A 19,736-nucleotide genomic window follows, 5' to 3' on the forward strand; every position below is an offset into this window, starting at 1 on the left:
GGACCAGTAAATGACAACTATTCAAAATCCAATTTTGACAGGGTTCCACCCGGACCCGAGTATTTGCCGGGCAGGGGAGGATTACTATATCGCTGTTTCGACATTTGAGTGGTTTCCGGGGATTGGGATATATCATTCCAAGGATCTGAAAAATTGGCGGTTGATTGGGAGACCGCTTAATAGACTGAGCCAGTTGAATATGATGGGGAATCCTGACTCCGGAGGTATCTGGGCGCCGGCACTATCCTATAGAGACGGTAAGTTTTGGCTGATTTATACGGATGTCAAAGTTACAGAAGGGAACTGGAAAGACTGCCATAATTATTTGGTAACGTGCGATACGATTGATGGCGAATGGTCAGAGCCGGTTTATTTAAACAGTTCGGGATTCGATCCATCCTTATTCCATGATGATGATGGGAGAAAGTATATCACCAATATGCTTTGGGATCATCGTTCCGGTAACCACAATTTTTACGGAATTGTGCTTCAGGAGTACAGTCCGAATGAGCAGAAGCTTGTTGGAAAACCGGAAGTGATTTTTAAAGGGACCGATGTAAAGCTGACCGAGGCACCACATCTATATAAAATGAACGGATATTTTTACTTATTGACCGCTGAAGGTGGGACGAGATTTGAGCACCAAGCTACCATTGCCCGTTCCAAGGAATTGCATGGGCCATATGAGGTGCATCCGGAAAATCCATTAATTACATCGTGGCCATATCCGAGCAATCCGATGCAGAAAGCCGGACATTCTTCTATCGTTCAAACACATACAGATGAGTGGTTTTTGGTCTATTTAACCGGGAGACCGCTGCCGAAAGAAGGGCAGCCGTTATTGGATCCACGCGGATTCTGTCCGCTTGGAAGAGAAACCGCTATTCAACGACTGGATTGGGAAAATGACTGGCCGTATGTAGTCGGCGGGAACCAGCCAGCTGCAGCAATCGAGGGGCCATCAATCAAAGAAGTGCAATGGGGAAAAGATTACGATGAAAAAGATGATTTTGACACGCCTGAATTAAATCCACATTTTCAGACATTACGTATTCCGCTTGGTGGGGAAACACTTTCATTAACGGATAATCCCGGCCATTTGCGGTTATACGGAAAAGAGTCATTAACATCGAAGTTCACGCAGGCATATGTGGCACGGCGCTGGCAGCATTTTAATTTTACAGCGGAGACAAAGGTGGCATTTGATCCAGACAGTTTTCAGCAATCTGCCGGGCTGGTAAATTATTATAATACACAGAATTGGTCATCCTTACAAATTTCCTGGCATGAAGAGAAGGGGAGAATACTCGAACTGATGACGTGTGACAATTTTACGTTTGACCATCCGTTAAAGGGCAGTGAAATTGTTGTGCCGGAGGGTGTGGATTATGTTTATCTGCGCGTTGACGTACAGACAAATATATACGAGTATTCCTATTCGTTTGACGGTTTAGATTGGCGGAAAATTCCAATTCCGTTCCATTCCTACAAGCTTTCGGATGATTACATTCAAGGCGGCGGGTTTTTTACCGGTGCATTCGTTGGGATGCAGTGCCAGGATACGTCAGGACAGAATAAGCATGCCGACTTTGATTATTTTATGTACAGTGAAAATAAATCATAGGGAAATCCCCGCTCTCTTGGGGAAGAGTGGGGAAGACTTTCACTGACATAACTATCTGGCAGCATTTTTACTATTGGTGTTTTCAGCCTTCTTTTCAATTTTTGTAAAAGCATTCAGACAGAGCCACATTGTAATAAACGCATACGTACTTGCACCAAAGATAAATGCCAATGCTGGCAGTTCCGCCATAATAAAGCAGATGGATACAAGACATATAAAAATCAATAAGCTGTGGAGCGGGGAAATTAACATAATCAGAAAAGTATTCCTGATGATTTTTCCTAGTTTTAAATCGTAATGGACGAAAGCGGGAAATATATAAAACAGAAAGAGTAAAAATAAGAACATAAAGACGGACAGCGGTAAATACATTAATCTCAGTAAATCGTTTACATTTACTTGCATGAATACAAAGTCTAAACCTATTAATACTGCAATTCCGATAATAAATACTCCAAGAATATTGCTTTTTACAAAGTCATGTTTGAAATAGTTCCAAAATGTTTTAAAGACCGGAATCTCTGTATTCCCTGTTAACCATTTCCGGATTACGGCGAACATCGCTGTTGTAGCGGGGAAGACACCAAAGATAACACCGCCGGTCAACGTAAATGTGATCCACAGTAAATTCACATATGCAAACCTTGTAATCCATTCCATTACGTTAAAAATAAAAGTGCTGGTACTATTCACGGGGATCCTCCTTGGATTTCAGATAGGCTTCCATGCTTATTATAAGTTAATCATTTTAAATAGGATAGCGTAAGTCTATTATAACTTAGTATATCCGACAGACAAACTAACTTTGTGCTGCTATAATTTGCGCAAGCAGTTACATTCCAGTATACATGCATATTCACCCCATTTTTATCGGGATGTTGAATATATATTATCATTTTAAATGGGAGGTCATCATGATGGCATATTTTAAAGAAGTTGGTCAAATTCAATACGAAGGGTCACAATCTACTAATCCGTTTGCATTTAAATTTTATAATCCTGAAGAAAAAATAGGTGACAAAACGGCAGAAGAACATCTCCGTTTTGCCGTTGCCTATTGGCATACATTCACAATGGATGGATCAGATCCATTTGGTGCGGGTACAATGGTCCGTCCGTGGGATAAGTTTAAAGGTATGGATTTGGCAAAAGCCCGACTGGAGGCTGCCTTTGAATTTTTTGAAAAACTGAACGTACCTTATTTCTGTTTCCATGATGTCGATATTGCACCTGAAGGAAGTAATTTGCGGGAAACGAATCAGAATTTGGATACAATCGTTGGTTTGATGAAGGATTACATGAAAGACAGCAAAACAAAATTACTTTGGAATACGGCGAATAACTTTACACACCCCCGTTTTATTCATGGGGCAGCATCTTCCAACAATGCGGATATTTTTGCGTATACAGCAGCAAAAGTTAAAAAAGGGTTGGAAATTGGAAAAGAACTTGGCGCACAAAATTATGTGTTCTGGGGCGGACGTGAAGGTTATGAAACACTGCTTAATACCGATATGAAACTGGAACTGGATAATTTGGGCCGCTTCTTCCATATGGCTGTCGATTATGCAAAAGAAATTGGCTTTGATGGACAATTTCTGATTGAACCAAAACCGAAAGAACCTACAACACACCAGTATGACTTTGATGTGGCAAGTGGATATGCTTTTCTGCAAAGATACAATCTGCAGGATCATTTTAAATTTAACATTGAAGCAAACCATGCGACACTCGCCGGCCATACGTTTGAACACGAACTGTGCTACGCACGCATAAACGATATGCTAGGTTCGGTGGATGCAAACCAGGGTCATCCGCTGCTCGGGTGGGATACAGATGAATTTCCGACAGACCTGCATGCTGCTGCATTGGCAATGTATGAGATTCTTAAAAACGGCGGTCTTGGCCGTGGCGGTTTGAATTTTGATGCAAAGGTGAGAAGAGGTTCATTCGAGCCGGACGATTTATTCCATGCACATATTGCTGGAATGGACAGCTTTGCAGTAGGACTGAAGGTTGCCCGGAAACTTATCGATGATCGTGTGCTGGAAGATATTTTGGAAGACCGTTACAGCAGCTATACAAATGGAATCGGATTGGATATTGTACAAAACAAAACGGATTTCCATGAGTTGGAGAACCATGCGTTGGGACTTTCGGAAATCAAACATCAATCCGGTCGGCTGGAGAAAATCAAGGCAACAATTAACCAATATTTGCTGAAAGCTTATGCTGGGGAGTAATGCCATGAAATATGTAATCGGAATCGATTTGGGAACGAGTGCGGTTAAGCTTCTGCTGGTAACTAAACATGGCAGCGTTATACAGGAAATTTCCAAAGAATATCCGTTAATTCAGGAAAGAAGCGGATACAGTGAACAAGATCCTAACGTATGGGTGGACCAGACAGTTGCAGGGTTGACTGACTTGCTTCAAGATTTCAACGGTGACCCGGAGGATATTGAAGGAATCAGTTTTTCCGGACAAATGCACGGACTCGTTCTTCTGGATGAAGACAATGAAGTACTGCGGAATGCGATTCTTTGGAATGATACACGGACAACCAATCAATGCCGTCAGATTTATCATGCTGTTGGCGAGGAACGATTGCTGGAAATAGCAAAAAACCCTGCTTTGGAAGGATTTACGTTACCAAAGCTGTTATGGGTGAAAGAACATGAGCCCGCATTGTTTCAGAAAGCTAAGAAATTTGTTTTACCAAAGGATTACTTGCGGTACAAACTGACGGGTCAATTGAACATGGAATATTCTGATGCTGCCGGAACGTTGTTGTTGGATATTCGAAAAAAAGAGTGGAGTAAAGAGATCTGTGCGCTGGTGGACATTGATTCGACCATTTGCCCGCCATTAGTAGATTCCCATGCTGAGATCGGGGGAATACAATCTGGAATTGCGGCATCCACTGGTCTGTCGGAAACAACCCGGGTTTTTGCCGGTGGAGCGGATAATGCTTGTGGCGCCATTGGTTCAGGAATATTAGAAGATGGTAAAACCCTTTGCAGTGTTGGCACATCAGGTGTTGTGCTTTCCTATGAGGGAAGTGATGATAAAGATTTTCAGGGACGTGTCCATTACTTTAATCATGGCGCTCCCGATGCCTTTTATACGATGGGGGTTACTCTATCAGCAGGCAATAGCCTAAGCTGGTTTAAAGATGTCTTTGCCGCGGATGAGTCATTTGAAGATTTGGTTTCTGAAGCGGGAACAGTCCCTGCCGGAGCAAATGGATTATTGTTCACGCCGTATTTGGCAGGGGAAAGAACGCCTTATGCAGACGCATCGATTCGGGCAAGTTTTATCGGTATGGATGTGTCACACCGGCGAAAAGATTTTGTTCGGGCGATCCTTGAAGGGATTACTTTTTCCCTGAATGAATCGATTCATATTTTCCGCAACAATGGAAAAGTAATTGATTCTATTGTTTCGATTGGCGGCGGTGCAAGGAATAAAGTGTGGCTGCAAATGCAGGCGGATATTTTTAACGCAAAAATTATTAAACTTTCAAGTGAGCAGGGCCCGGGAATGGGAGCAGCAATGCTGGCAGCATATGGATGTGGATGGTTTGATTCATTAAGTGAATGTGCAGATGAATTTTTGAAAATAGAAAGCGTGTATACACCGGATAGTGATCGTGCAGAAAGCTATAAGAAGCTATTTGAAATCTATCAGGAAGTATATGGACAGACAAAAGCGATGAACGAAAAACTTGTGGAATTTCGGAATTAATTTATGTAAACAGGCTATCTCAGAAGTATTCAACCAAGATTGAATTATTTTATGAGGTGGCCTTTTTAATTACTTAATGGGAGGTGTTGTAGCGAAGAAGTTAATTTATCAAGTCATTATAGGAAAGGGGTATGTTGAATGGTGAAGTCGCTGCGTATATCAATTATTGCAGTATTTGTTTTGTCACTGGTATTACCTGCCGGGACAAGCACTGCCAAAGCTGAGGAGGGATATAAATCAATTAGTGCGCTGGGGGTAACACCGCTTAAAAGCAGATATGAAGATTCTTTTGAAATCGGAGCTGCAGTTGAACCCTATCAGCTTGAAGGGATTCATGGCGAGATTTTAAAACGGCATTACAACAGCATTGTTGCCGAAAATGTGATGAAACCGATCAATATTCAGCCGGAAGAAGGCAATTTTAATTTTAAGGAAGCTGACAAAATTGTCCAGTTTGCCAAAGAGAATGATATGAATTTGCGTTTCCACACACTTGTTTGGCACAGTCAGGTACCTGAATGGTTTTTCCTGGATGAAGAAGGAAATCCGATGGTGGAGGAAACCGATCCGGAAAAACGTGCAGAAAATAAGGAGCTTTTACTGGATCGACTGAGAAATCACATTAAAACAATCGTGAAAAGGTACAGGGATGTAGTAGATGAGTGGGACGTTGTTAATGAAGTTATCGATCCTTATGCGTCTAATGAACGGGGTCTGCGTGAATCCAATTGGTATAAGATTACCGGTACAGACTATATTAAGGTAGCTCTTGAGACTGTTCATAAATACGCGGGAGAAGATGCCAAATTATATATCAACGATTATAATACTGAAGTGGAACCAAAAAGGACCTACCTCTATAATCTGGTAAAAGATCTGTTGGAGCAGGGGGTTCCGATTGATGGTGTCGGGCATCAGGCGCATATCCAGCTTGGCTGGCCATCTATTGAAGAAATGAGAGACGCCATTAATATGTTTGCCAGTCTTGGATTGGATAATCAAATTACTGAGCTCGATGTCAGCCTTTATGGCTGGCCGCCAAAGCCCGCCTTTCCGAATTATGAAGAAATTCTGGAAAGTGGGCGTCTTTTGGATCAGGCAGATCGATATGATCAATTATTTGAATTGTACGAGGAATTGGATGATAAAATCAGTAATGTAACGTTCTGGGGTATTGCAGATGACCATACATGGCTTGATGATCGTGCTGAAAAGTATAACGATGGCGCAGGTAAAGATGCACCATTTGTTTTTGACCCGAATTTTAATGTGAAGCCCGCCTATTGGGAGATGATGGATTATAATTTGAATGAGATGGATGTGCTAATTGCAGACTTCGAAAAAGAAGGGGAATTTGCGAATTATGGTGCTGCCAGATCATTGCAGGCCAAATTGAGATCCGTCACGCATTTTAAAAAACGGGGAAAAACTGATAAAGCCGTTGAACATATGCGTGATTTCCTCCAAAAGCTTGATAAACAGCGCGATAATGAATTTATTGATGAAGATGCATATAATATTCTGAGACAAAATGCTGAATATTTAGTTAGGAAATGGTAAAATTAGTTAAACCGATTTAACGTACGTAACTTATTGGAAAAGCTGACTCCTTTGAGGAAGGGGTTGGCTTTTCTGCCATTATTTCTTTCCAAGGGGGTAATACCTTAATGAACCACTCAGCAAAAGATACTTATGACAAACTGGCAGGTACATATCAAAATGATATTGATGAGGCAAGCCCATATAACGCTTATTATGAGCGTCCGGCTATGCTGGAGGAGCTGCCTGATGATTTAACTGGAATGAAGATCCTGGATGCTGGATGTGCAGCTGGGTGGTATGCAGAAAAACTCGTGAAGCGCGGGGCAGAAGTTACCGGTATAGATGTCAGTCCTGAAATGGTACAGGAAGCGAAAAATAGATTAGGGAATCACGCGGAAATCTTTTGTCATGACCTTCAGGAGGCATTGCCTTTTGAAGACCATTCCTTTGATATCATTATCAGTTCCCTTACCATGCATTATGTAAAAGAATGGACGCCGACGTTTCAGGAACTTAATCGGGTCATTAAAAATGAAGGAACATTCCTGTTTTCAGTCCACCATCCATTTATGGATTTTACCAGGTTTTCGTGCACGGATTATTTTGAAACACAGTCATTAACGGACACATGGAAAAAACCGAACATCACGATTGATGTCAGCTTTTACCGCAGGCCAATGCAGGATATAATAAGAGAAACAGTGCATTTTTTCATCCTGGAAAAGCTGGTTGAACCACATCCGCACCCAAAGATGAAGCAAGCACATAAAAAATCTTATCAATATCTCATGAACAACCCTCATTTTTTGATAATCAAAGCAAAAGCGGAGAAATAAAGTATTGTATAATTTTAGATAATCATTTATCCGTTATAAAATGGTTACTTCCAATATTGCATCGAAAGTAAGTTTATTTGTTGTCGGGTGTTTAAGGTACAACGTTTTTTGTTCTAAATTTATCTCGCTGATTTTTGCCTTGACTACTGTTACATCATGATTTGCAAAGAATACCACTTCAATCGTCAAATCATTATGAATAGCACATTGCAGTTTCATGTTGATTTCTTCTTTCTGCTGTTCATCAATGATTGGTTTTTTTCTGAACTCCATCTCTGCAAAAATCTCCCTTAACATCTTGACATGCTCCGGGATCATCATTGTAGAGCCAATCCATTTCTTTGAACCTCGGTCATTACTCAATTTCATCACCTGCTTGTGGAACATTTGTTCGATTATAACATGATCTTTTCTGATTGTGAATTCCGGATTAGGAAATCCCTCTTCAGAAGGAGTGCATTTTTTTGCATACCCTAATTGTTACGATAAGATTACAAAATAATTAGGGGGTAATTAGAAATGAAGAAATTATTTACTGGCTGCTTGACTGCGATTGGAGCAGTAGTTGTTTTAGGAATTTTAATTGGTATTTTTGCCAGTGGAGGAGATACGTCTAACACCGCAGAAGGGGGAGCGGATCAGACGAAACAGGAAAATTTGGCCAATAATGATGCTATGAAGCAAGATAAGGAGTCAACAATCAAAAAAGCCGGAATCGGTGAAACTGCTACTGTTGCAAATGTTGGATTTACTGTTAACCATGTTAAAACGACCAGTGAAATTGACAGCGGAAATGAATTTATTGAAAATGCTAAAACAAGTGGTAAATATGTCGTTCTTGATGTGGCAATAAAAAATGGACAGAAGGAGCCACTGATGATTGATTCGAGCTACTTTCAAATCATGTCATCTGACGGAACGACCTATGACCCTGTGACAGATGGACAGGTGATGATGGCAATGGGAGAGAATGGAACAGATTTCTTCCTGCAGCAAATCAATCCCGGCCTGAGTAAATCTGGAAAAGTTGTTTTTGAAGTGCCAAAAGAATTAAATCTTAAAGGTTCCGTTTTGCATTGCCAAACAGGGTTCTTTGGAACGGAAAGTATTGAAATTAATCTAAACTAATGAAAATATAAAGCGGCTGGGACAAAAGTGTGTTATCCAAAGAAAAAAACGAACAACCAATTAGAAAATGGAGCGTCTAGCCGCTCCGGAAATATACTTCGCTTTCACTTTCGAGCATAAGTGCGACATCTGCTTAAGCAAGCTTTCGCAGTGTCTTCTTTACCGCGGGCAGCTGTTGAGCCTCCTCGTGCTGGGTGCTCGTCGTGTTGCAAGTGTTTCAATGAAGCAGCACTCCTCGCAACTCGAAGCATATTCGGTGGAAGTAGTGCTCGTCGCACTGCGGGGTCTCATCTAGGCTTTACTTCCCGCAGGAGTCTCCGTATATTTCCTACGCTAATTCTCTAATTGTTCGTCTTTTTAATAACACGTTTTGTAATGTCCCAGCCACTTTAATTTAAGTGGATTCTATTGCAGGTGTTCCGGGGGTGTATTCTTATGCTCCTTGTTTTTAACTTCTGCAAAAATGTTATTTTGGTTTAATTGCTGTTTAATCTGATGCAATTGGTTGTTAAGCTGCTCTATTTGTTGTTCATTAGATTTGGTTGTGGCTTGCTGTAATTGTTTGAACTCCTTCTTCGTAACGGGTTGTGCATCTTCTTTTAACGTATAACCCAGTTGTCCGTTTGGTTCAAGTGTAGCCCATTGCACATCGTTTATACTCGTTACATTTTTTTGCCTCAAATTCATTTCAAGTTGATCAACGGTCATTCGCAGCTTTGCCATTGTTTTTTCATTCAATGATCCATTTTCAATCAAAACTTTGGATTTTCCGGTTATCAGTTTTTCCAGTCCATCGAATTTGAGCTGGCCAAATTCCATAACAATCAGTGTCAAAACGAGTACTGCGCCGGTTCCGATGGCAATCCAAATGTTTTTATCAGCAATAGGCTGTACAAGTGCTGTTCCAATTGAAATCATGATAATTGTTTCGGCCAATGTCATTTGTGATATTGTTTTTCTGCCAGCTATTCGTAAAAGCAGGGTGCCGACCAGTACAATCAATATTCCTTTCCAAATCCAACTCCACTCCATTAACAGGTCACCCCTTCGAATTTAATTTTAGTTTTAGCTTTTCCCTAAAGCCGCAGTCTATACGATAATGACCGTGGAACAGTGCAATTCTGCATTATTTCCCTGATGGAATTTCTATTAACATTAAATTTATAAGAGGGAATAGGGTGTTTATGTCGAATTGTAATAAAGGAGATAGGGAGATTGATTGTAAAATAATAAGGGGTGTGGCTATGATTCCAATTAAGAACAAAATGAATACCGTTTTTGTGCATGTCAGTGATTTGAAGAATTCAGTAAGGTGGTACAGCAGACTATTGAATGAGCAGGTTGATTTGTCTGAAGTCAAAGAACCAGTTCACAATATGACGCTCAACCAATACACAGGCTTGACATTGGATGCTGGGCCAACCGGTGAGAAAAAGGAAATCGTCCCATCCGAGTATCCATTGTTTAATTTTCACACCGAAGATATTGAGAAGGCGTATGTATTTGTTAAGGAGCTGGGATATCCGATTGAAAGCGAAATTATTCGGTTTGATGATTTTTCGTATTTTAATGTCAGTGATCCGGACGGCAATATAATTATGATCTGTACGGGTTAATGATTGGGGGATAACCATGCTTGCAACAACAAGATGTACTATCCGAAAATTGCAGCGGTCGGATTTTCGGTATATTTTACAATTGTGATGCGATTTGGGGCGGAACGGACTTTATATTCGATTAAGCCTTTAGTGTAAAAAGGCGGGGATTGGCATTGAGGGTGATTTTACTGTTATTTGAAACAGGAAAACTGAAAATTAGGTACCTGCAAGAAAGGGATAAACAATTGTTGGTGAAGTGGCTTTCCGATCCTGCTGTACTGGAATATTATGAAGGCCGGGACAACCCGTTTGATTTGGCAAAAGTAGAAAAAGCGTTTTACGGGAAGGATAATGGTGTTTTCAAATGTTTGGTTTTATACGGAGAAGCAGCAATTGGCTACATTCAGTTTTATCCGGTAAATAAACAAACAAGTACAATCAATGATTTTGATGAGCAGGAAAATACATATGGAATTGATCAATTCATTGGTGAACCTGATTATTGGAACAAAGGAATCGGAACACTGCTTGTCCGGGGTATAGTGGAATTTTTGACAGATAAGAAACAGGCACACAACGTGATACTTGATCCGCAGCTATCCAATAAACGAGCTATAAGATGCTATGAAAAATGCGGGTTCTATAAGGTTCGGGTGCTGCCGGGACATGAATGGCATGAAGGGGAATATCGGGATTGCCTGTTGATGGCGTTAAAGGCAAAGCAGAAAGGAGTGAAAACGTTTGAAAACAGATAAATGTATTCTGCGCACAGGAAAACTGGGTGATGCCGGAGAAATTTTAGAAATAATGAAATCCGTTATGGATGAACATGAGTTTTTAATTACATTATCTGAAGAGTATGATCTGACAACACAACAACAAAGGGAATGGATCGGGAATTTTTTACAGAATGAAAGGGAAACCATTATTGTAGCGGAAATTCACGGTGAAGTTGTCGGCTGGATCAGTTTTCATTCTCCGGACAGGAAAAGAATGGCACATACCGGGGCCTTTGGGATGATGATTCGTAAAGAGTGCAGGAACATGGGAATAGGAAAATTGCTAGTTCAAGCATTATTGGACTGGGCGGAAGCGAATCCTTTCATTGAAAAAGTGTGTTTGGGAGTTTTTTCAACGAATCATCGGGCTATTGCATTGTATAAACGTATGGGTTTTGTTGAAGAAGGCAGGAAAGTTAACGAATTTAAATTAAATGAAAATGAGTATGCAGATGATATTTTGATGTATAAGTTTGTGTAGAAATAGGGAAGTAATGAGTCAATAAAATTGACAAAAAAATCAATTTATGCTATTATTTACTTTTATTATTTTTGTTATATAATAGAATTCTCCATGGCGGGAGAATTCTATTTTTTTAGGGGTGTTTGTGTATGAAGCAGGGTGAATCTAGCATAACTTCATTGGTTTCGGCATTTGGTAGGGCGTATCATAGTCAATTTGGTGAACCAAAGATTTTTGATGACTACATTGTCAGGGCGTTAATTTCTGAGCGGGAGTTCCAGGACATTCGGGAAAATATGATCAGCGGCGTTGAATTTTTCAACAGGGACATTGCTGAAAAATATAAGGATGATCCGGAAGAAATGTTAAAATGGATTACACAGGTTCAGCTTTCTTCAACAACGCTGGCGCGTGCTGCATATTGTGAAAAAGTTTTGAGTAATGCGCTGGACGAAGGCACTGAGCAGTATGTCATTCTGGGAGCAGGTTTGGACACATTTTGTTACCGGCACCCGGATTTGGAAGCGTCTTTGGAAGTTTTTGAGATTGACCATCCGGCAACACAGCAATTTAAAAGGAATCGGCTGGCGGAAAAGAATTTTATGATTCCGGATAACCTGCATTTTATCTCCATGGATTTTACAAAAGGATTTTCACTCCAAAAGCTTATTGATAAGGGGTTCGACCCTGCCAGAAAAACTTTTTTCAGTTTGTTGGGCGTTTCCTATTATTTGAAAAAAAAGGAGCTTGCACTGCTGATTCAATCGTTATTTTCTGAGATGCAGATGGGGAGTTCCATTGTGTTTGATTATGCGGATGAAGGGCTTTTTTATGAAAAAGGATTTTCCGACAGAGTACAGAACATGGTGAAAATGGCAGAGGCGGGCGGCGAACCAATGCAATCAAGCTATTCCTTCGCTAAAATCCGTGAACTTTTGGAGGGAACTGGATTACAGATCAGCGAGCATTTATCACCCCAAGCTATTCAAGCATCCTATTTCCAAAATCGGCAGGACCATCTGTCAGCTTTTGAAACGATTCACTATATTCATGCTGTATTGGTAGAATGAGCGAACATACTATTGTGAAGGGAAACTATTATAATGTTTTACCATTTTATCTGTAACAGGACGGAATATCGACCTCAACCCGGCAATATCAACTATCGCGATATTAGTATCAACCTTCCTGTGGCAGGAATCAACTTTTATCGGGGAGTTATCGACCATCAGCACGAAAATATCAACCTTTACTAGATTGTCAAAAGGAAACATGCTTTTCCAGTACACCCGGTCATAAACGAGCATAAAAAGTCCGGAAGAGCTGAAGGGATCCTGTTAGATTATTCATTGAAGGGGGGGCGTAACATGGAAGGACTTCAACGCATGCTGGATGCGATTGAGTATGTGGAATCCAATTTGGATAATGAACTTCAAATTAACGACATTGCTGCGTGCGCGTATATGTCAAAGTTTCATTTCCAGCGGATGTTCAGCATGCTGACTGGTTTTTCGATAAGTGAATATATTCGAAACCGCCGGATTACCGTGGCAGCACAGGAACTTGTACATTCCGAATCGAAAGTAATTGAGGTGGCAATGAAATATGGTTACGAGAGTCCGGAGTCTTTTGCCAAAGCATTTCGCCGAATTCACGGAATCAGTCCGACTGCGGCGAGGAAGAACAGCCAGTCGTTGAAGGCTTATCCGAAACTTTCCTTTCAAATACAGTTAAAGGGTGATGTGGAGATGGATTACAAGATTGTGGAAAAAGAACCATTCACGGTAATTGGCAAGAGTATACGTACGTCAACAATCAGCGGAGAAAACCATCGGAAGATAGCTGATTTTTGGGTCAGGTCGAACCAAGATGGCTTTGCTGAAGAACTTTCGAAAAACTGTGGATCACTCGGGCTGCTTGGCATTTGCCTGGAATTTGATGAGAAACAGGAAAATATCAGGTATCTGATTGGTGCGGAAAAAAATGTGGATCAAATACCTGACGATTGGGAAAAGGCGACAATTCCTGGCGCTTCATGGGCAGTCTTTCCTGTTCACGGGGCAATGCCCGACGCGATGCCGAAAGTGTGGGAACGTATTTTTTCCGAATGGTTCCCCGCAACCGGTTATGAACATGCAGATGGACCTGAGTTGGAGGTTTACCTAAGCGATAAGGATCCATCATCAGCAGATTATTACAGTGAGATTTGGATACCGATTAAAAAATAATGGGCAGAGGCTGGGGCATATTAAAAATGTGTAATCCTCAAAGATGAACAATTAGCAAATTACCGGATGAAGGATATTTCCGGAACGTTTCTATCATCCATTTTCTAATTCTGGTTTTTCTTTGGATAAAACATTTTTACCCCAGCTTCTTTTCTTGTGCTACATAAAACGTACCCATAAACAGCAAATTCACCTAGTTTTGAAAATTTTAATAAACGTATTGACATTATATTCAGATATTATATAATGACAACTGAAATCGATTTCATATCTAATTAAGGAGATCGTTTTTATTTAGCATTTATATGAAAACGATTTCAGGGTGAAGGAGGGAGTCATAAGCGGGAAATGTCGACGATTGAAGATGTTGCAAAATTAGCTGGGGTTTCGAAGACGACTGTGTCACGGGTGTTAAATGACCATCCGTATGTGGCAGAGGGAAAGAAGGCGCTGGTACAAAAGGCGATGGAGGAATTGCTGTATGTGCCGAATTCGACCGCCCAGCGCTTGCGGAAACAAACGACACAAACGATTGCAGTGCTGATTCCGAGAATTTCCAATCCATTTTTCAGCAAAATGGTTGAAGTTATGGAAAATATGGCTGCCGATCATGGGCTGCAGCTCGTTGTGTGTCAGACGATGTATGATAAACAACGCGAACTGGTTTATCTGGATCTCGTCAAAACGAAACAGATTGATGGCGTTATTTTGGCCTCACTGGAAAATGATTGGGAGGATGTCAAAGATTATACCAATTTCGCTCCCATTATTTTTTGCAATGAGTATGATGACAGGGCTAAGGTTCCCACTGTCCGTCTGAATCAATTTGAGGGTGCGTATATCGGGACAAAACATTTAATCGAAAAAGGCTATCGTAAAATCGCGAAATGCAGAGGTGCTAACTTAACAGGACTGGTAGCTGACAGGCAGCGGGGATTTTTCCAGGCGCTGGATGAAGCTGGACTTTCTTTCGATAATGATTGGATGTTCTTGGAGACTCAGCTTGTGGAAGACGGCAGGAAAGTTTTAAGGAAAATGCTGTCAATGAAAAATCGGCCGGATGCTGTTTTTACCGGAAGTGATGAAGTGGCAGCGGGAATTATTAGTGAGGCAGCGCGATTACATGTGAAAATTCCGGATGAATTGGCCGTGCTGGGTTTTGATAATCAGCAAATTGCCGCACTTGTCAACCCGGGATTAACAACAATTCATCAGCCAATTGATCAAATTGGCAAACTGTCAATAAAAGTAATGATTGATTTATTGCATGGCGAAGGAAATGTGGACAAGCATTTGAAGGAACTGCCAATCTATTTGGTTGAGCGCAGTTCCACTTAAAAAAATGGGGAGGAAGATTTATGGACCGTTTGAAACATTTTAAGCTTGCAGCATTCCTGTTGGTTCTGATGATTGCGCTAGTAGCGTGCAGTTCAGGGTCAGGCGGGGAAAGTGAAGGAAGTTCAGATGGAAAACAGGCTGAAGAAGGATCCGATCAGGGGAAGGTAAAGCTTGTTTATGCGCGGGGGCGTGATACTACCGGGGCTACGCAAAAAATAGTTGATTCATTTAATAAAAGTCATAAGAACATTCAGGTTGAGCTCAGGGAAATGCCTGCCGACAGCGGGAAGCAGCATGACGCGTATGTAACAATGCTGAATGCGAAGTCTTCCGAAATTGATGTATTTGATGTTGATGTTGTATGGCCGGCAGAATTTGCACAAGCAGGATATACACTGCCGTTGGACAGGTTTATTAAAAAAGACAATATTGATCTGAGCAAGTATAACCAAGGGGCATTAAGTGCTGCCCAGTTTAACGGGAAACAGTGGGCATTGCCACGGTATGTAGATGCCGGCTTGTTATTTTACAGGAAAGATTTGGTCGATAAAGCACCGGAAACATGGGATGAACTGACAAAACAGGCGAAAAATCTAAAAGGTAAAAGCGGCACTGATTTCGGCTATGTTTTTCAGGCGAAACAATACGAAGGCCTCGTTTGTAATGCTGTTGAGTTTATCGCGGCGTATGGTGGTGAGATTCTTGACGATAAGGGAGAAGTTGCCATCAATAGTCAGGATAGTATTCAAGGTTTGAAAAAACTTGTGGAGATTGCAAATGCTGATTATGTCCCTGGGAATATTACAACATTCACTGAAGTGGAATCGGAAACTGCCTTCATTGAAGGGGAATCCGTATTTATCCGCAACTGGCCATATCAGTGGGCGCTGTCCAACAACAAAGAAAAGTCAGAAATTTCCGGTAAGGTTGGTGTAGCACCACTTCCAGCTGGTGATGAAAAATCAGCAGCGGCACTGGGCGGCTGGATGGCTGCTATCAACAAGTATTCCGAACACAAACAGGCTGCGTGGGAATTTTTAAAGTATCTGGCAGGACCTAAAGGCCAGAAGATCATGGCAATTGAAGGCGGAAAAGCGCCTAGTTACACACCGTTGTTTGAAGATAGCGAAGTGCTTGAAGCTAATCCATTTTTCAAAAATAAGGAGTTTGTAAAAGGGCTGGATGCTGCAGTTTCCCGTCCGGTAGCTCCGAACTATCAGGAAATATCTGAAATCATTCAGGTCAATGTATCGAAGGCAATTGCCGGGCAGGTATCGGTTGAGCAGGCGGTTAAAAAAATGGAACAAGAACTGAAAAGTGCGGTCAAATAAAACAAAATCATTAGCCTTCAAAATGGATGAAGGCTAATGTGCTTTTACCGCAGCCGCCGAAGGAAGTGCATTTAGCGCTGAAGAAAGCACCGCATCCGCCGAAGGAAGTGCATTTGGCGCTGAAGAAACCGCAACGTCCGCTGAACAGATCGCATCTCGCGCTGATGCAATTGCGAAACTGACAAACAGAATACGTGAAAAGAGGTGTGTATATGGCAGAGAAGGAAAAGAAAGCCCGGAAAAGCAAGTTGAAACGTTCCGAGAAAAAAGCGGCATATTGGCTGGTGGCTCCGTCGATTATTCTGATATTGATTATTGCCATTTATCCGGTTCTGCAGTCTTTTTATTTCAGTCTGTTTGATCTAAAGCTGAATGATCCGACCAAATCGTCCGTTCATCTGAATTATAGTGTCAATATAGAAGAATACCTGAATTACTATCCGTTTTTGGCTGGGGATCTGGAAACAGAAATACAACAAACGGATGGCGCCGCGAAAGAAAAACTGGCAGGCATTCACGAAAATTTACTGGAACTTGATTCAAAAATTCGCGACGATGCCGGGGATGTGTATGGCAAAGTCAACAAAATGCTGAATAACTTTAAAACACCGCCATCGGATTTAAGCATGGTGGAAATCAGTGATGATACTGCTAAAAAATTTAAAGGGACGATTCAAGAAGTTAATGAAGACCTAAAAGAACTTGATGAAAAAGGCGTGCTGTCAAATGGGAAGGAACTGACAGGGCTCGCATCCGGTATGACAGGGGTGATTATCGAACCGAATTTTATCGGATTTGATCACTATGCGGATCTGCTGCAAAACGGCCGAATGTGGGCATCTCTCGGGAACACATTTGTTTTTACCATTATTTCGGTATTTTTTGAGTTTGTGCTCGGCTTAGCTGTTGCGCTGCTTGTTAACAAAGCATTTTTCGGGCGCGGCCTGATACGGGCAACTGTTCTGATTCCATGGGCAATTCCGACTGCAGTATCTGCGATGATGTGGAAATTCCTGTACGACGGTCAGAATGGTGTGATTGCCAAATTTTTTACGGATATCGGTTTGGTAGATTCCATGGGTTCACTGCTGTCAACTGAAATTGGCGGGATGTTTTCTGTCATTCTGTCTGATGTGTGGAAAACAACGCCGTACATTGCACTGCTTCTGTTGGGCGGCTTACAGGTGATTCCAAAAACACTCTATGAAGCAGCATCCATTGACGGTGCGGGAAAATGGAAACAGTTTATTACGATCACGCTTCCAATGCTGAAACTGAGTATTTTAGTAGCACTGCTGTTCCGCACACTGGATGCGTTCCGGGTATTTGATTTGATTTACGTATTAACCGGTGGAGGACCGGCCAATGCTACTGAAACCATTTCCATTCTTGCGTATCAGGTGATGTTCTCTCAATTACAATTCGGAGCAGGTTCGGCAATCGCGGTTATCGTGTTTATCTGTGTAGCGATCATCTCAATGATCTTTGTGAAATTGCTCGGATCTGATTTACTGCCGGAAGGGTCTAAAAAGTAGGGGGGTTGAAGATGGAGAAAAAAGCAGGACCAGTATTTTATATCCTAATGGCAATCTTTGTTTTTGTTGTCATGTTTCCGTTTATATGGGTGTTTTTAAGCTCGATTAAACCTCCTTCAGCCTTGTTCGGTGAAAAAGCGTTTGATTGGTTTACAGATAATCCGTCGTTGAAAAGCTATAAATCTGTCTTTTTCGATCACCCATTTTTAACGTACATGAAAAACAGTTTCATTGTTTCATCGATAACGACTATTTATACGGTGTTTACTGCTTCATTTGCGGCATATGCGATTGCACGTCTGGAATTTCGGGGAAAAACTGTTATTCTCGGATTGGTGCTTTCGGTTTCTATGTTTCCGCAAATCGCAACATTGTCACCGATTTATATGATTTTAAAGAATCTGGGTCTGACGAACAGCTATCTGGGGTTGATTATCCCGTATACGACTATCACATTGCCCTTGTCTATTTGGATCATGGTTACGTTTTTCCGGAAAATCCCCCATGATTTGGAAGAGTCTGCGAAAATCGATGGTGCATCATTAATGCAGACGTATTGGCGGATTATTTTTCCGCTTGCAGTTCCGGGGATTTTTACGACCGCGATATTGGTGTTTGTGGCGGCATGGAATGAGTATTTGTTTGCACTGGCGATTAACACGTCAGAAGCATATAAAACGGTTCCGGTTGGGATTTCCATGTTCCAGGGGCAGTATTCAATCCCGTGGGCGGAAATTTGCGCTGCAACCGTTGTTGTAACCATTCCGCTCGTTGTGATGGTGCTTATTTTCCAAAAACGCATTGTATCCGGACTGACATCCGGTTCAGTAAAAGAATAGATGACAGGAGGAGTTGGACATGAACATAACGGTATGGAATGAAAATCGGCATGAACAGAAAAATCCCGATGTTCAAAAGGCATATCCGGATGGAATTCATGGGGCGATTGCCGGGATGCTGAAGCATTATGGTTTTGATGCAAAAACTGCCACACTTGATGAGCCGGAACATGGCTTGACAGATGACGTGCTGGAAAATACGGATGTGCTTATGTGGTGGGGTCATATTGCGCATGATGAAGTTGATGATGCGGTGGTTGAAAAAGTGAAACAGCGTGTACTGGATGGCATGGGGCTGATCGTCCTTCATTCCGGACACCTTTCTAAAATTTTCAGATCACTGATGGGGACATCATGTGACTTGAAATGGCGGGAAGCGGATGAACGGGAGCGGATTTGGGTTTGTAACCCGGGACACCCGATTGCAGAAGGTGTTGGCGAATATTTGGAGCTTTCCAAAGAGGAAATGTACGGGGAGCATTTTGATATTCCAGCTCCGGATGAACTGGTGTTTATCAGCTGGTTTGAAGGCGGGGAGGTTTTCCGCAGCGGGTGTACGTTCCGGCGCGGCAATGGAAAAATATTTTATTTCCGGCCGGGACATGAAACCTACCCGACATACCATAATCCGGAAATCCAGCGGGTACTGGTGAATGCGGTTAAATGGGCAGGACCATCGGAAAATCCGAAACCGGTGTATGGCAATGCCAAGCCGCTTGAAAAAATTTCAGTGAAAGAATGAAGGAAG

General features: G+C 41.7%; 19 protein-coding genes. 16 read left to right on the forward strand and 3 right to left on the reverse strand.

Features of this window, described 5'->3' with window-relative positions:
* Positions 1 to 10: 10 nt before the first annotated feature.
* Positions 11 to 1,624 (forward strand): glycoside hydrolase family 43 protein, encoded by a 1,614-nt coding sequence (locus B1K71_RS07280; protein WP_077325525.1) that lies wholly within the window; start codon positions 11 to 13, stop codon positions 1,622 to 1,624.
* A gap of 51 nt (positions 1,625 to 1,675) precedes the next feature.
* Here the strand turns inward: B1K71_RS07280 and B1K71_RS07285 are convergent, their stop codons facing one another.
* Positions 1,676 to 2,317, reverse strand: coding sequence for a YesL family protein (locus tag B1K71_RS07285; RefSeq protein WP_077325527.1), 642 nt, complete (start codon positions 2,315 to 2,317; stop codon positions 1,676 to 1,678).
* A gap of 224 nt (positions 2,318 to 2,541) precedes the next feature.
* Here B1K71_RS07285 and xylA point away from each other — a divergent pair, with 224 nt between their 5' ends.
* The 4 genes from xylA to B1K71_RS07305 all read left to right on the forward strand — a co-directional run bounded on the left by xylA (position 2,542) and on the right by B1K71_RS07305 (position 7,749).
* Entirely contained in the window at positions 2,542 to 3,867 is a 1,326-nt protein-coding gene (gene xylA / locus B1K71_RS07290) for a xylose isomerase (protein ID WP_077325529.1), read from the forward strand.
* A gap of 4 nt (positions 3,868 to 3,871) precedes the next feature.
* The gene (xylB, locus tag B1K71_RS07295) at positions 3,872 to 5,371 is read left to right on the forward strand and encodes a xylulokinase (protein ID WP_077325531.1); all 1,500 of its coding nucleotides are present in this window, start codon (positions 3,872 to 3,874) and stop codon (positions 5,369 to 5,371) included.
* Positions 5,372 to 5,509: 138 nt separating this feature from the next.
* A complete protein-coding gene (locus tag B1K71_RS07300) occupies positions 5,510 to 6,931 on the forward strand; it encodes an endo-1,4-beta-xylanase (protein ID WP_077325533.1) in 1,422 nt (473 codons plus the stop codon).
* A 107-nt stretch (positions 6,932 to 7,038) separates the two neighbouring features.
* On the forward strand, positions 7,039 to 7,749 hold the full coding sequence (locus B1K71_RS07305) for a class I SAM-dependent methyltransferase (RefSeq protein ID WP_077325535.1): 711 nt from the start codon (positions 7,039 to 7,041) through the stop codon (positions 7,747 to 7,749).
* A gap of 33 nt (positions 7,750 to 7,782) precedes the next feature.
* On the opposite strand, the gene B1K71_RS07310 is transcribed toward B1K71_RS07305, so the two are convergent.
* Positions 7,783 to 8,112 carry a YolD-like family protein gene (locus B1K71_RS07310; protein WP_175631861.1) on the reverse strand — a complete coding sequence of 110 codons (330 nt, stop codon included), beginning with the start codon at positions 8,110 to 8,112 and terminating at the stop codon, positions 7,783 to 7,785.
* Positions 8,113 to 8,268: 156 nt separating this feature from the next.
* Between B1K71_RS07310 and B1K71_RS07315 the strand changes: the two genes are divergently transcribed.
* The gene (locus B1K71_RS07315; protein WP_077325539.1) at positions 8,269 to 8,877 is read left to right on the forward strand and encodes a DUF4352 domain-containing protein; all 609 of its coding nucleotides are present in this window, start codon (positions 8,269 to 8,271) and stop codon (positions 8,875 to 8,877) included.
* Positions 8,878 to 9,282: 405 nt separating this feature from the next.
* Here the strand turns inward: B1K71_RS07315 and B1K71_RS07320 are convergent, their stop codons facing one another.
* On the reverse strand, positions 9,283 to 9,909 hold the full coding sequence (locus B1K71_RS07320; RefSeq protein WP_077325541.1) for a DUF421 domain-containing protein: 627 nt from the start codon (positions 9,907 to 9,909) through the stop codon (positions 9,283 to 9,285).
* A gap of 212 nt (positions 9,910 to 10,121) precedes the next feature.
* Between B1K71_RS07320 and B1K71_RS07325 the strand changes: the two genes are divergently transcribed.
* The 10 genes from B1K71_RS07325 to B1K71_RS07375 all read left to right on the forward strand — a co-directional run bounded on the left by B1K71_RS07325 (position 10,122) and on the right by B1K71_RS07375 (position 19,730).
* A complete protein-coding gene (locus B1K71_RS07325; protein ID WP_083954085.1) occupies positions 10,122 to 10,493 on the forward strand; it encodes a VOC family protein in 372 nt (123 codons plus the stop codon).
* Positions 10,494 to 10,654: 161 nt separating this feature from the next.
* Positions 10,655 to 11,230, forward strand: a complete 576-nt coding sequence (locus B1K71_RS07330; protein ID WP_342742157.1) for a GNAT family N-acetyltransferase — start codon at positions 10,655 to 10,657, stop codon at positions 11,228 to 11,230.
* The gene (locus B1K71_RS07335; RefSeq protein ID WP_281250326.1) at positions 11,217 to 11,735 is read left to right on the forward strand and encodes a GNAT family N-acetyltransferase; all 519 of its coding nucleotides are present in this window, start codon (positions 11,217 to 11,219) and stop codon (positions 11,733 to 11,735) included. Before B1K71_RS07330 ends, B1K71_RS07335 begins: the two co-directional genes overlap by 14 nt.
* Positions 11,736 to 11,866: 131 nt before the next feature.
* Positions 11,867 to 12,787 carry a class I SAM-dependent methyltransferase gene (locus B1K71_RS07340; RefSeq protein WP_077325543.1) on the forward strand — a complete coding sequence of 307 codons (921 nt, stop codon included), beginning with the start codon at positions 11,867 to 11,869 and terminating at the stop codon, positions 12,785 to 12,787.
* 297 nt (positions 12,788 to 13,084) lie between these two features.
* Positions 13,085 to 13,945, forward strand: a complete 861-nt coding sequence (locus B1K71_RS07350; protein ID WP_077325547.1) for an AraC family transcriptional regulator — start codon at positions 13,085 to 13,087, stop codon at positions 13,943 to 13,945.
* Between the two features lie 348 nt (positions 13,946 to 14,293).
* Positions 14,294 to 15,283 (forward strand): LacI family DNA-binding transcriptional regulator, encoded by a 990-nt coding sequence (locus tag B1K71_RS07355; RefSeq protein WP_077325549.1) that lies wholly within the window; start codon positions 14,294 to 14,296, stop codon positions 15,281 to 15,283.
* Positions 15,284 to 15,303: 20 nt separating this feature from the next.
* Complete coding sequence (locus B1K71_RS07360; protein ID WP_077325551.1) at positions 15,304 to 16,614, forward strand: ABC transporter substrate-binding protein; 1,311 nt, start codon at positions 15,304 to 15,306, stop codon at positions 16,612 to 16,614.
* Between the two features lie 212 nt (positions 16,615 to 16,826).
* The gene (locus tag B1K71_RS07365) at positions 16,827 to 18,149 is read left to right on the forward strand and encodes a carbohydrate ABC transporter permease (RefSeq protein WP_077325553.1); all 1,323 of its coding nucleotides are present in this window, start codon (positions 16,827 to 16,829) and stop codon (positions 18,147 to 18,149) included.
* A gap of 11 nt (positions 18,150 to 18,160) precedes the next feature.
* Complete coding sequence (locus tag B1K71_RS07370) at positions 18,161 to 18,988, forward strand: carbohydrate ABC transporter permease (protein WP_077325555.1); 828 nt, start codon at positions 18,161 to 18,163, stop codon at positions 18,986 to 18,988.
* A gap of 19 nt (positions 18,989 to 19,007) precedes the next feature.
* Complete coding sequence (locus B1K71_RS07375; RefSeq protein ID WP_077325557.1) at positions 19,008 to 19,730, forward strand: ThuA domain-containing protein; 723 nt, start codon at positions 19,008 to 19,010, stop codon at positions 19,728 to 19,730.
* Positions 19,731 to 19,736 lie beyond the last annotated feature (6 nt).

Origin of the sequence: Virgibacillus siamensis (genome assembly GCF_900162695.1) — a bacterium.
Taxonomy (GTDB): domain Bacteria; phylum Bacillota; class Bacilli; order Bacillales; family Amphibacillaceae; genus Lentibacillus; species Lentibacillus siamensis_A.